Origin of the sequence: Mycobacterium sherrisii, assembly GCF_002102355.1 — a bacterium.
In the GTDB taxonomy this organism is placed as follows: domain Bacteria; phylum Actinomycetota; class Actinomycetes; order Mycobacteriales; family Mycobacteriaceae; genus Mycobacterium; species Mycobacterium sherrisii.
Genome location: NZ_LQPT01000108.1, coordinates 20,203 through 32,732, shown reverse-complemented (window position 1 = coordinate 32,732; position 12,530 = coordinate 20,203). Strand labels below are relative to the sequence as shown.

General features: G+C 68.4%; 12 protein-coding genes. 5 read left to right on the top strand and 7 right to left on the bottom strand.

Annotated elements, in window-relative coordinates; genetic code table 11:
- The first annotated feature begins 107 nt into the window (after nt 1-107).
- A complete protein-coding gene (trhA, locus tag AWC25_RS23390; RefSeq protein ID WP_085167876.1) occupies nt 108-833 on the top strand; it encodes a PAQR family membrane homeostasis protein TrhA in 726 nt (241 codons plus the stop codon).
- A 76-nt stretch (nt 834-909) separates the two neighbouring features.
- On the opposite strand, the gene AWC25_RS23385 is transcribed toward trhA, so the two are convergent.
- The 3 genes from AWC25_RS23385 to mca are packed head-to-tail and all read right to left on the bottom strand — an operon-like array spanning nt 910 to nt 4,089.
- Nucleotides 910-2,931, bottom strand: coding sequence for a thioredoxin domain-containing protein (locus AWC25_RS23385; protein WP_069402050.1), 2,022 nt, complete (start codon nt 2,929-2,931; stop codon nt 910-912).
- Nucleotides 2,918-3,220, bottom strand: a complete 303-nt coding sequence (locus AWC25_RS23380) for a hypothetical protein (RefSeq protein ID WP_069402051.1) — start codon at nt 3,218-3,220, stop codon at nt 2,918-2,920. Before AWC25_RS23380 ends, AWC25_RS23385 begins: the two co-directional genes overlap by 14 nt.
- Entirely contained in the window at nt 3,217-4,089 is an 873-nt protein-coding gene (mca, locus tag AWC25_RS23375) for a mycothiol conjugate amidase Mca (protein WP_069402052.1), read from the bottom strand. Before mca ends, AWC25_RS23380 begins: the two co-directional genes overlap by 4 nt.
- A 123-nt stretch (nt 4,090-4,212) precedes the next feature.
- Here mca and AWC25_RS23370 point away from each other — a divergent pair, with 123 nt between their 5' ends.
- Both AWC25_RS23370 and greA read left to right on the top strand, forming a co-directional pair.
- Nucleotides 4,213-4,647, top strand: coding sequence for a DUF4307 domain-containing protein (locus tag AWC25_RS23370; RefSeq protein ID WP_069402053.1), 435 nt, complete (start codon nt 4,213-4,215; stop codon nt 4,645-4,647).
- Nucleotides 4,648-4,861: 214 nt separating this feature from the next.
- A complete protein-coding gene (greA, locus tag AWC25_RS23365) occupies nt 4,862-5,356 on the top strand; it encodes a transcription elongation factor GreA (RefSeq protein ID WP_069402054.1) in 495 nt (164 codons plus the stop codon).
- 12 nt (nt 5,357-5,368) lie between these two features.
- Here greA and AWC25_RS23360 read toward each other — a convergent pair whose 3' ends face one another.
- From AWC25_RS23360 to AWC25_RS23345, 4 genes are all read right to left on the bottom strand, one after another.
- Nucleotides 5,369-6,535, bottom strand: a complete 1,167-nt coding sequence (locus AWC25_RS23360; RefSeq protein ID WP_069402055.1) for a cystathionine gamma-synthase — start codon at nt 6,533-6,535, stop codon at nt 5,369-5,371.
- Nucleotides 6,536-6,565: 30 nt separating this feature from the next.
- On the bottom strand, nt 6,566-7,261 hold the full coding sequence (locus AWC25_RS23355) for an RDD family protein (RefSeq protein WP_085167874.1): 696 nt from the start codon (nt 7,259-7,261) through the stop codon (nt 6,566-6,568).
- Between the two features lie 79 nt (nt 7,262-7,340).
- Nucleotides 7,341-8,747 carry a cystathionine beta-synthase gene (locus tag AWC25_RS23350; RefSeq protein ID WP_069402057.1) on the bottom strand — a complete coding sequence of 469 codons (1,407 nt, stop codon included), beginning with the start codon at nt 8,745-8,747 and terminating at the stop codon, nt 7,341-7,343.
- 67 nt (nt 8,748-8,814) lie between these two features.
- Nucleotides 8,815-9,882 carry an alpha/beta hydrolase gene (locus tag AWC25_RS23345; RefSeq protein ID WP_069402058.1) on the bottom strand — a complete coding sequence of 356 codons (1,068 nt, stop codon included), beginning with the start codon at nt 9,880-9,882 and terminating at the stop codon, nt 8,815-8,817.
- A gap of 245 nt (nt 9,883-10,127) precedes the next feature.
- On the opposite strand from AWC25_RS23345, the gene AWC25_RS23340 reads away from it, so the two are divergent.
- Both AWC25_RS23340 and AWC25_RS23335 read left to right on the top strand, forming a co-directional pair.
- Nucleotides 10,128-11,075 carry an SGNH/GDSL hydrolase family protein gene (locus AWC25_RS23340; RefSeq protein ID WP_142279018.1) on the top strand — a complete coding sequence of 316 codons (948 nt, stop codon included), beginning with the start codon at nt 10,128-10,130 and terminating at the stop codon, nt 11,073-11,075.
- Between the two features lie 90 nt (nt 11,076-11,165).
- Nucleotides 11,166-12,383 (top strand): acetyl-CoA C-acetyltransferase, encoded by a 1,218-nt coding sequence (locus AWC25_RS23335; RefSeq protein WP_069402078.1) that lies wholly within the window; start codon nt 11,166-11,168, stop codon nt 12,381-12,383.
- Nucleotides 12,384-12,530 lie beyond the last annotated feature (147 nt).

The window sequence follows — 12,530 nt, the reverse complement described above, 5'->3', positions numbered from 1 at the left end:
AGCATGTCACCGCGCTCGACGCCGCGGCGAGCCCGCCGGCGCGAGCTACTGTTTATCGATGTAGGCATCGGCAATTCGACCGTCATCGGACGAAGGCAGCAGGAGAGATGAGTCAGACCACGACGGAGCAGTCCGAACCGCAGGGACTCACCGCCAACGCGACCCAACACCTGGTCGAGGGTGTGGCCCGGGTATTGACCAAGCCGCGGTTCCGGGGCTGGATCCACGTCTATTCCGCGGCGACCGCCGTATTCGCGGGCGCTTCGCTGGTCGCGGTGTCGTGGGCAGTGGGGTCGACCCGCGCCGGCCTGGCGACGCTGCTGTACACCGCCGCCACCATCGTGATGTTCTCCGTCAGCGCCACCTATCATCGGGTGCACTGGAAATCGGCGACCGCCCAGAAATGGATGAAGCGGGCCGACCACTCGATGATCTTCGTTTTCATCGCGGGCAGCTACACGCCCTTTGCGCTGCTCGCCCTCTCCCCGCAGGACGGGCGCGTGGTGCTGTCAATCGTGTGGGGCGGCGCGGCGGCCGGGATTTTGCTGAAGATGCTGTGGCCGACGGCGCCGCGGTGGGTCGGCGTGCCGCTGTACATCCTGCTGGGGTGGGTCGCGGTTTGGTACACCGGCGAAATCCTGCACAACGCGGGGGTGGCTGCCATGGTGCTGCTGTTCGTCGGCGGCGCGCTGTACAGCATCGGCGGCATTCTCTACGCACTGCGCTGGCCCGACCCCTGGCCGACGACGTTCGGCTACCACGAGTTCTTCCATGCCTGCACCGCGATCGCGGCAATCTGCCATTACATCGCGATGTGGTTTGTGGTCTTCTGACCCCGACTCGCGGGACTGCTCGCAACCAGCGAGCCATTACTCGCGAAATGCGTCGCGGAATACAGTTTCGCGGCGGTTACGGGTGTACGCCCAACGCGGCGGCCAGGTCGGTCGGGCGGGTCACCGGCAGGTCGCAGAGCCGGCCGCGGCACACGTAGGCGGCGTCGGCGCCGTTGACCCGATCGCGGCCGACCAGCAGCGCCGACGAGTCCATCTTGCCGCCCACCACGATCGCGCCGCCGGGAGCCAGCCGGCGCGCGTCGGCCAATAGCGCCGACCGCGCGGAGTCGCAGGCGACCGCGACCTGCAGCGGGCCGCGCACCGCGGCCTCGGCCACGGCCAGCCAATGCCCGGCCGAGGCCGGCGCCCGCGCCAACAACACGGCGTGCGCGCCCAACGTCTGCAGCGCCGCCGTCAGATAGCGCGGCGCCGTGGCGCTGTCGACCAGGTGTGCGGCGGTCAGCAGCGCCTCGGTGATGGTCGCTGCGCCCGACGGTGTGGCCCCGTCCAGCGGGTCGGCGGGGCGCAGCATCAGCTGCTCGGCGTCGTCGGAGGTGTCGTACCAGCGGCCGGGCTGCTGCGGATCGGCGAAATGCTCGCAGGCGGTGTCAAGCAGCTCGCGCGCCGCGGACAGCCAGCTGTCCTCGACGGTCAGCTGGTAGAGCGCCAGCAGCCCGGTGGCCAGCATCGCGTAGTCCTCGAGGATGGCGGCGCTGTCGCCGACCACCCCACCCAGGCTGGCCCGCCGCAGCCGACCATCCACCCGGTGCAAGTCGAGCACCGCCGTCGCACAGCGCCGCGCCGCGCGTGCCAGCTCGGGGTCCTCGAGCGCCACACTCGCCTCGGCTAGCGCGGTGATCGCCAGACCGTTCCAGGCCGTGACGACCTTGTCGTCGCGGCCCGGCTGGGTTCGGGTCAGCCGCGCGGCCAGCAGCGCGGCCCGAACACCTTCCAGCCGATCTTGATCGGCTGGGTCGTTGGGCAGTTGCAGCACCGACGTCCCGTGCTCGAAGGTGCCGGACGGTGTGACCGCGAAAACCTCTGCGGCCCAAGGACCGTCGTCGGGCCCGAGCACCCCGGTCAGCTGCTCGGGCGTCCAGACATAACTGGCGCCTTCGCGCCCGCCCGCGTCCGCGTCCAGCGACGAGGTGAACAGCGCGCCGTCGGCTAGCTCGTCGAGTAGAAACCGCGCGGTCTGTCCGGTGACCCGGCGCGCCAGCGGGTCTCCGGTACGCCGGGCCCAGTGCGCATAGGCGCGCAGCAGCAAGGCGTTGTCGTACAACATTTTCTCGAAATGCGGTATGACCCAAGCATTATCGACGCTGTAACGGGCAAATCCGCCGGCGAGTTGGTCGTAGATGCCGCCGCGCGCCATGGCAGCGCAGGTGCGTGCGACGGCCTGCAGCGACGCCGCCGAGCCGGTGCGCTCGTAGTGGCGCTGCAGTGCTTCGAGCATCGCCGACGGCGGAAATTTGGGCGCCCCGCCGAAGCCGCCGTGCACTGTGTCCAAGCCGGCGAGCACGGTGGCAACGGCGTGGTCGCACAGGCCCGGATCGATGTCGGGGCCGCCCCCGCCCGCGTTGGACAGCACCCCGGCCATCTTGCGCAGCTCGCCGACGATCTGGTCGGACGCCTCCTCGACTTGGCCGCGGCGATCCCGCCAGGTGTCGGTGACCGCCGAAAGCAGTTGCAGGAATCCGTCTTTCGGATAGTAGGTGCCGCAGAAGAAGGGCCGGCCATCCGGCGTCAGAAAGCACGTCATCGGCCAGCCGCCGTGCCCGGTGAGAGCGACTGTGGCATTCATGTAAACCGCGTCGATGTCGGGGCGTTCCTCGCGGTCGACCTTGACGCAGACGAAGTTCGCGTTCATTGCGGCGGCCACCTCGTCGTCGGAGAACGATTCGTGAGCCATCACGTGACACCAGTGACACGCCGCGTAGCCGATCGAGAGCAGGATCGGGACGTCGCGCGCGGCCGCCTCGGCCATCGCCTGCGGAGTCCACTGCTGCCAGTGCACCGGATTGTCGGCGTGCTGACGCAGATAGGGACTGGCGGCCAGCCCCAAGGTGTTCGCCCCGGCGGATTCAGCCGGACTCATCACCGGATCCCGACGGCCGACTCGATCCGTTCGCCGGCCCCGGGGTTTCGTCGGGCGGGGGGACGACCGGGTCGGTGCCCTCGTCGGCGGCTTGATCGGGCTCGGGGTGGGTGGGGTCGAAGGACTCGGGCACCTTTTTCAGCTGCCGGTTCATCGAGCGCAGCAGGAACAAGGTGGCGATCAACAGCAGCACGACGACCAGCAACCCGATCGGGCTGGCTTTGCCGAAATCGGGCCCGGTGTTGCGCGGGGTGCCGTCGGCGATCACCGCCAGTAGCAGGTGCCTCACGGGTGGTTCTCGATCCCGGCGAACAGGTCGTCCTCGGGCAACCGCACCGGCACCCGCGAGCGGGCCAACTCGAACTCCTCGGTCGGCCACAGCCGCTGCTGCCAGGCGATCGGCGCGGCGAAGAACTCCGCGTTGGGATCGATCTGGGTGGCGTGGGCGCGCAGCGCGTCATCGCGCTGGCTGAAGTACTCCGAACACTCCACCCGGGTGGTCACCCGCTTGTCGAACGGGTCGTGCTCCGGCTTCCAGTACTCCAGCCACCGGCCGAACGGGCCCTCCTGGCCACGCTTGGCGAATTCGTCCTGGAGCAACTGCATCCGTTGACGCAAAAACCCGTGCACGTAGTACAGCTTGGACACCGCCCACGGCTCGCCGGCATCCGGGAAGCGGGCATAGTCGGCGGCCGCTTCGTACGCTCCGACCGAAACCTGGTGGCAGCGAATGTGATCCGGATGTGGGTAGCCGCCGTTCTCGTCGTAGGTGATGAGCACGTGCGGGCGGAACTCTCGAACCACCCGCACCAGGGCCTCGACGGGCTGCTCGAGCGGCACCAGCGCGAAGCATCCGTCGGGCAGCGGTGGCGGCGGATCGCCCTTGGGCAGGCCCGAGTCGATGAAGCCGAGCCAGGTGTGCTCGACGCCGAGGATTTCGGCGGCCTTGGCCATCTCGTCCCGGCGAATCTCGGCGATGTGCTCTTTGACGTCGGGCAGGTCCATCGCCGGATTGAGGATGTCGCCGCGCTCGCCCCCGGTGAGCGTGACAACCAGCACGCGATGCCCCTGGTCGGCGTAGCGGGCCAGGGTGGCCGCGCCCTTGCTGGACTCGTCGTCGGGGTGGGCGTGCACCGCCATCAATCGCAGTTCGCTCACGTGTCCCCTTGTCGGATCCGCTGGTCTCCCCCGAGCCTATAAGGACCCTATAATTCCAGTTCTTCGATGTTGCACGCTGTCGCCCAACCGGCCCGGCAGCAGACCAGTCCCCGGTGAAGCCCCATGACCCCGCCTTCCGTCCCCCGCCCGGAATCCCGCTACGGGCGTTCCCGACTGTCCCGCGTGTCGCGCCGCCGGCTGGCCATCGGGCTCGGGGTGCTGGTGCTCGCGGCCGGCACCGGCATCGCGATCGTCGGCTACCAGCGGCTGGGCACCAGCGCCGTCTCGGGGTCGCTGGCCGGCTACGCGGTCCTCGACGCGGAAACGGCGTCAATAACGATCAGCGTGACGCGATCTGACCCGTCCCGGCCGGTGGACTGCATCGTGCGGGTGCGATCCAAAGACGGCCGCGAGACGGGGCGGCGCGAAGTGCTGGTCCCACCGTCCGCGCAGACAACAGTGCAGGTCACGACCACCGTGAAGTCGTCGGCGCCGCCGGCGATGGCGGATATCTACGGGTGCGGCACCGACGTCCCCGACTATCTGCGCCCGGCCTGATCGTCCACAAAAGTGAACGCCAAATGTCGTCATCGGCAGTTTCCACGGTGGTAACATGGGTGAATGCACGGTTCCAGCTGGGACCGTGTATTGCTGCATTAGCGGCCGTGAGCAAAACGGAGCGGCAGCACGGGGCGGAACCCAGACACTCCCATCGGCGGAGTTCAGAGACTTACGCAGATACGCGGAGCAACAGGACGAGGAGCACGACGCGATGACGGACACTCAGGTGACCTGGCTGACCCAGGAATCACATGACCGGCTCAAGGCCGAGCTCGATCAGCTCATTGCGAACCGCCCGGTGATCGCGGCGGAGATCAACGACCGCCGTGAGGAGGGCGACCTGCGCGAGAACGGCGGCTATCACGCCGCTCGCGAGGAGCAGGGCCAGCAGGAGGCCCGCATCCGCCAGCTGCAGGACCTGCTCAACAACGCGAAGGTCGGCGAGGCGCCGAAGCAGTCCGGCGTCGCGCTGCCCGGCTCGGTGGTGAAGGTCTACTACAACGGCGACAAGAACGACACCGAGACCTTCCTGATCGCCACCCGCCAGGAGGGTGTCAAGGACGGCAAGCTCGAGGTGTATTCGCCGAACTCACCGCTGGGCGGTGCGTTGATCGACGCCAAGGAGGGCGAGACGCGCACCTACACCGTGCCCAACGGCAACACCGTCGAGGTCACGCTGGTGAGCGCGGAGCCGTACCACGAGTAGTTCCTCCTCGAACTAGCCCAAGGCTTGCTCGAGGTCGGCCAGCAGGTCGGCGACGTCCTCGATGCCGACCGACAGCCGCACCAGGTCGTCGGGAACTTCCAACTGCGACCCGGCCGTCGACGCGTGCGTCATGGCGCTGGGATGTTCGATCAGCGATTCGACCCCGCCGAGCGATTCGGCCAGGATGAACACTTTGGTGGCCGCGCAAAGCTTTTCGGCGGCGGCGCGCCCGCCGCGCATGCGCACCGAGACCATGCCGCCGAAACCGCTCATCTGCCGCGCGGCCACCTCGTGCCCGAGATGACTCGGCAGACCCGGATACAGGACGGTGCCGACCGCGGGGTGCCCGGCCAGGAATTCCGCTACGGCCAAGGCGTTTTCGCTGTGCCGCTGCATCCGCAGCACCAGCGTCTTGAGTCCGCGCATGGTCAGGTAGGCGTCGAACGGGCCCGGCACCCCGCCGGCGCCGTTCTGTAGGAAGCCGAACGCGTCGTCGAGCGCCTTGTCGTTGGTGACCAGCGCGCCGCCCACCACATCGGAGTGCCCGCCGATGTATTTGGTGGTGGAGTGCAGTACCACGTCGGCACCCAGCGCCAACGCCTGCTGCAGCGCGGGTGAAGCAAAAGTGCTGTCCACCAATACTTTTGCCGAATGCTGTTTGGCCATCTCGGCGATGGCGGCGATGTCGGCGATGGACAGCAGCGGATTTGTCGGTGTCTCCACCCAGATCAGCCGGGTCTGCGGGGTGATCGCGGTCCGCACCGCGTCGAGGTCCGACAGCGCCGCCGGTGTGTAGGCGACGTTCCACTTACTGAAGACCTTGTCGATCAACCGGAATGTGCCGCCGTAGGCGTCATTGGGAATCACCAGGTGATCGCCGGGGCGCAGCATCGCGCGCAGTGCACAGTCCGTGGCCGCCATCCCTGAGCTGAACGCGCGGGCGAAGGCGCCGCCCTCCACCGCTGCTAGCGACGCCTCCAGCGCGGCGCGGGTGGGGTTGCCGGTGCGCGCGTACTCGAATCCGCCGCGCAAGCCGCCGACACCGTCCTGGGCAAACGTGCTGCTGGCGTAAATCGGGGCGTTGACGGCCCCGGTGGCCGGGTCGGGGTGGTAGCCGGCGTGGATGGCCTTGGTGGCCAATCCCTTGATTCCGTCGCGTCCGTCAGGGTTTTCGGTCATCGACGACCAGCCTAGACAGCGGCGAGCCGATCAGATCGGCAGGACCACCGTCGTCAGGATCTTGTCGGCCAGGGTCTGGCGTTTGGCGTCCCACAGTGGGAACAGAAACCCGACGAAGCAGATGATCGCGTCGACGAAGTGGGCCAGGTCGCGTACGACGGACAACCCGAATCCGATCGGCTGGCCGGTGGTCTCGCTGACCACCTTGATCTTCATCACCGTCTTGCCCAGGCTCGAACCCGTGGTGCCCTGTCGGTAGCCACGGTTCCAGACCCAATACGCCAAACCCACCAGCGTCGCCAGCCATTGGGCCAACTGACCGATTAGCGAGGGTTGGGTGTCGCAGAACTGGCTCACGTCGTACTGGCTGATGTTGGTGACACACGTGGACTCCGGCGTGAGGTACATGATGCCGCCGGCGATGCCCTGCAGGACCAGGTAGGGCAGGTAGTCGATGAGCAGGGCCAGCACTCGGGTGGCCCAGGGGGTGTAAGACTGCGTCGGCAGGGTCCGGATCGCCGGTCCCGGCGGCGGCGGTGCATATCCCCCAGACGGCGGCGGCGGTGGCGGGTAGGAGCCGCCGCCCGGCGGCGGCGGTGGCGGCGGGTAGGAGCCGCCGGGCGTCGCAGCGGAGGGCTCGTACCCGCCTGCGGGCGGCTGGTGGCCGCCAGACGGTTCGGGCGGGGTCGAAAGCGGCGGTTGATCGGTCGGTGGTTGATCGGTCACGTGCAACCCTCCACAGCGGTTCGAACTAGCCGCATCACAGTACCTGAGCGGCGCACCCGCAGCGACGCCGAACGGGCCGTCAGCGCCGCCCGGATTGCGGGCGCGGCCCGTCCGACAGGAAGCCCAAAAGGTCGTACCGGGTGATGACCCCGACGGGTTTTCCTTCCTCGACAACCATCAGCGCGTCCTTGTCCCGCAGCGCCTTTCCGGCGACCCCCACCAGTTCGCCGGCGCCGATCATCGGCAGCGACGGGCTCATGTGCTCGGCGACGGCGTCGGCCAGCTTGGCCCGGCCCTCGAACACCGCCGAGAGCAGCTCGCGCTCGGACACACTGCCGGCGACCTCGCCCGCCATCACCGGCGGCTCGGCGCCCACCACCGGCATCTGCGAGACGCCGTACTCCCGCAGAATGCCGATGGCGTCGCGCACCGTCTCCGAGGGATGGGTGTGCACCAGGTCAGGCAGGGCGCCCGACTTGCCGCGCAACACGTCCCCGACCGTCGGCTCCTCGGTCGAGCCGTCCAGCCGAGTCCGCAGGAAGCCATACGACGACATCCACGCGTCATTGAAGATCTTCGACATGTAGCCGCGGCCGCCGTCGGGCAACAACACCACGACCAGGGCATCCGGACCGGCTTCCTCGGCCACCTTCGCCGCGGCGACGACGGCCATCCCGCACGAGCCGCCGACCAGCATCGCCTCCTCGCGGGCCAGCCGCCTGGTCATGTCGAACGAGTCGGAGTCGGACACCGCGATGATCTGATCGGGCACCGCCGGGTCGTAAGCCGCGGGCCAGAAATCCTCGCCGACGCCCTCGACCAGATAGGGCCGGCCGCTGCCCCCGGAGTACACCGAGCCCTCCGGGTCCGCGCCGATGATGCGGACGCGGCCATTCGACGCCTCCTTGAGGTAGCGGCCCGCGCCGGTGATCGTCCCGCCGGTGCCGATGCCCGCGACGAAGTGGGTGATCTTGCCGTCGGTGTCGGCCCAGATCTCCGGGCCGGTGGTCGCGTAGTGGCTGGCGGGGCCTTCGGGGTTGGCGTACTGGTCGGGCTTCCAGGCGCCGTCGATCTCCCGAACCAGCCGGTCGGAGACGCTGTAGTAGCTGTTCGGGTGTTCCGGCGGGACTGCGGTCGGGCACACCACCACTTCGGCGCCATAGGCGATCAGCACGTTGCGCTTGTCCTCGCTGACCTTGTCCGGGCAGACGAAGACGCACTTGTAGCCACGATGCTGGGCCACCAGCGCCAAGCCGACGCCGGTATTGCCGGAAGTGGGTTCGACGATGGTGCCGCCCGGCTTGAGCAGCCCGGCGGATTCGGCGGCATCGATCATCTTGACCGCGATGCGGTCCTTGGAGCTGCCGCCCGGATTGAGGTACTCGATCTTTGCCGCAACAGTGCCGGCGCCGGCGGGAATGACGGAGTTCAAGCGGACCAGCGGGGTGCCGCCGATGAGCTCACTGATGTGTTGCGCAATTCGCATGTATTCATGGTCTCAGGCGTTTTCGGCGCGCGCACACCGCCTCACGCTGCCGGGCGAACGGCCGGGGTTAGCCGGTGGCTTCGCGGATGTACTCACCGATCTGGCGCAGCGAGCGCACCGCCTCGGGCACCAGCGGCGCCGCCAACTGGAAGTCGTGCACCTGGCCGGGCCACACCCGCACCTCGGCCGGCACCCCGACCGCGGCCAGCCTGCTCGCCGCCAACTGGGCGTCGTGCAGCAGCACCTCGGACCCGGAAACGTGAATCAGCGTGCGCGGAAGGCCGGGCTTGATGTGCTCGAGCGGTTCGTAGATCTCCTCGGCCTTGCCGTCGACGATGTTCTTGCGCGCCGCGCTGGCAACCAGTTCGCCCAGCGCGTCAAAAGCCTTGGCAGTAAACATCGCATCGGTCTTGATGTTGGGATGCGTCTGCTTGTATTGCTTTGCCAGTTGCAGCAGCGGCGAGATCGCCACCAGCGCCGCCGGCTCCTCGCCCTCCTCCTGCAGTCGCTGCGCGAGGGACAGCGCGAGATACCCGCCGGCGGAATCGCCGGCAAGCACGATCTGATCCGGCTGGTAGCCACGCCGACGCAACCAGCGGTAGCCGTCGTGGCAGTCCTGCAGCGCCATGCCGATCGAATGCTTGGGCAGCAATCGGTAGTTGACGATCAGAACGGGCGCGTCGGCAAACGTGGAGATCGCTTCGACCACGCGCCCGTGCGAGTTCGCTCCGCACGTCAGGAACGCGCCGCCGTGAAAGTACAGGACTACGCGCCGAGTGCCGTCAGCGGGCAGCACGCCGGGGGCGCGGACCAGTTGGGCGCCGGCGTGCGGCAGCTTCACCGTCTGGCGCACGGTTGCCGAGGCCGGCAACAGGGCCCGGGCCGCGAGGTCGATCAGCCCCCACGGCCACGGCAAGGTAGGCACGTGGCTGCCGGCAGCCAATATCGGCCGGATGGTCGCGCGAGACGCCAGCGCGGCCACTCGGCCCTGCACGCTGGGGCCGGACTCGACGACCTCGACCGGCGCGCCGTCGCTCACCGCAAACTTACGCGCGGCGGCTCTGCGAGACTTGAGCACGTCTCTTAGGTAGGTGGTGTTCCGGGGCGAGCCGGAAACCTCGCTCGGTGCGGTCATGCTCGACACTCCTACGCCCTTGTAGTGCGATTCAGCATGTGTACGAGCAAGCCGAGCGCTCAGTTCATTTCGATGCGCCGAGTCGTTCAGCCAACCCGTCGAAAATCAGCTTCGCAGCCAATACTGAGCACAACGTTTAAAGAGTCTGATTTGATACCACATCTGGTTCACACCGTGACCAGATTGTTTGCCGGGCGACCGCGCAAACATGACAGCCGATCTAAACTGATTTCGTGAGCATCAGGGTGCCACGTCGTTCGACCATCGCCCTGGCCACGGCGGGGGCACTCGCGTCGACCGGGACTGCCTATCTGGGCGCGCGGAACCTGCTGGTCGGCCAGGCCACGCACGCGCGCACCGTCATCCCGAAGGCCTGGGACATCCCGCCCCGCGCCGACGGCGTGTACGGCCCGGGCGGCGGCGAAGTTCAGCGGTGGCAGCGCGGTATGTCCGCGGATCTGCACTTCATGATCTTCGGCGACTCGACCGCCACCGGGTACGGCTGCGCGAGCGCCGAAGAGGTGCCCGGAGTGCTCATTGCACGCGGCCTAGCCGAACAGACCGGCAAGCGAATTCGGTTGAGCACCAAGGCAATTGTCGGCGCCACCTCAAAGGGCGTGCGCGGGCAGGTCGACGCGATGTTCGTGGCGGGCCCGCCGCCGGACGCCGCGGTGGTCATGATCGGCGCCAACGACGTCACCGCTTTGAACGGCATCAGCCAGTCCGCGCGGCGCCTCGGCACGACCGTGCGCAAGCTGACGTCGCGCGGGGCCGTCGTGGTCGTGGGCACCTGCCCGGACCTCGGGGTGATCACCGCGATCCCGCAGCCGCTGCGTTCGCTGGCGCACGCCCGCACCACCCAGCTGGCGCGGGCCCAGGCCGCGGCGGTGCGCGCCGCCGGCGGTGTGCCGGTGCCGCTGGCTCAGCTGCTGGCGCCCCAGTTCCGGGCTACCCCCGAGCTGATGTTCTCCGCCGACGGCTTTCACCCGTCCCCGACGGCCTACGGCCTGGCCGCGGCCCAGTTGCTGGTGGCGCTGTGCGATGCGCTCGGTGTCGAGGTACAAAGCCCGGTGCTCAACCTGGCGGCACGCGCCGCCACACCGACGGTCAGCGGCGGCCACACCCCGCTGAACGCGATGTCGCGGCTGTGGCGGCGCCCGGCGCCCAGTTCGGTCGCCCCGTCGTCCAACTGACCGGTTGGCAGACTAGATTTGCGGTAGCCGTCGCGGTTGGGTGTGCCACCCCGCCCGTCACGCGTGCCATCTCGTATGAAGGGAATCGTCATGCCCGAAGCAGTCATCGTCTCCGCCACCCGTTCGCCGATCGGACGCGCCATGAAGGGTTCGCTGGTCAACATGCGCCCCGACGACCTGACCGTCCAGATCGTGCGCGCCGCGTTGGACAAGGTGCCCGCCCTGAACCCGCATCAGATCGACGACCTGATCCTGGGCTGCGGCCAGCCGGGCGGCGAGTCCGGATTCAACCTGGCGCGTGTCATCGCCGTCGAGCTCGGCTACGACTTCCTGCCCGGCACCACCGTCAACCGGTACTGCTCGTCGTCGCTGCAAACATCTCGGATGGCGTTCCACGCGATCAAGGCGGGCGAGGGTGACGTGTTCATCTCCGCCGGCGTGGAAACCGTGTCCCGCTTCGCCAAGGGCAGCGCCGACTCGTGGCCGGACACCAAAAACCCGCTGTTCGACGAGGCGCAGGAGCGGTCCGCGGGCGCGGCCGGCGGCGCCGACGAGTGGCACGACCCGCGCGCCGAGGGGAACCTGCCCGACGTATACATCGCCATGGGCCAAACGGCCGAGAACGTCGCCTTGCTGACCGGCATCAGCCGTGAAGACCAGGACCGTTGGGGCGTGCGCAGCCAGAACCGCGCCGAGGAGGCGATCAAGACCGGGTTCTTCGAGCGCGAGATCACCCCGGTGACGCTGCCCGACGGAACCACGGTCAGCACCGACGACGGGCCGCGTCCCGGCACCACGTACGAGAAGATCAGCGAGCTCAAGCCGGTGTTCCGGCCGAACGGCACCGTGACCGCGGGCAACGCCTGCCCGCTCAACGACGGCGCGGCGGCGCTGGTGATCATGAGCGACACCAAGGCCAAGGAGCTAGGCCTCACGCCGCTGGCCCGCATCGTGTCCACCGGCGTCAGCGGCCTGTCGCCGGAAATCATGGGGCTGGGCCCGATCGAGGCGTCCAAAAAGGCGCTGGCCCAGGCGGGCATGTCGATCAACGACATCGACCTGTTCGAGATCAACGAGGCGTTCGCCGTGCAGGTGCTGGGCTCGGCGCGCGAGCTGGGGCTCGACGAGGAGAAGCTGAACGTCTCCGGTGGCGCGATCGCCCTGGGCCACCCGTTCGGGATGACCGGTGCCCGCATCGCCACCACGCTGATCAACAATTTGCAAACCCACGACAAGACGTTCGGTCTGGAGACCATGTGCGTCGGCGGCGGCCAGGGCATGGCCATGATCTTCGAACGGCTCAGCTAGCGGGTATTGCGTGTGCGTTCCGGGCGTGCGGCGTGCGCCCGGGGCGCCGACGCGCCGGGCGCACCCACCGCAGCCGCACACTGTCCGCACGCCATCCGGTATTGCCTAAGCGCACGAAAAAGCCGGCGGGCCCGTGGGCCCGCCGGC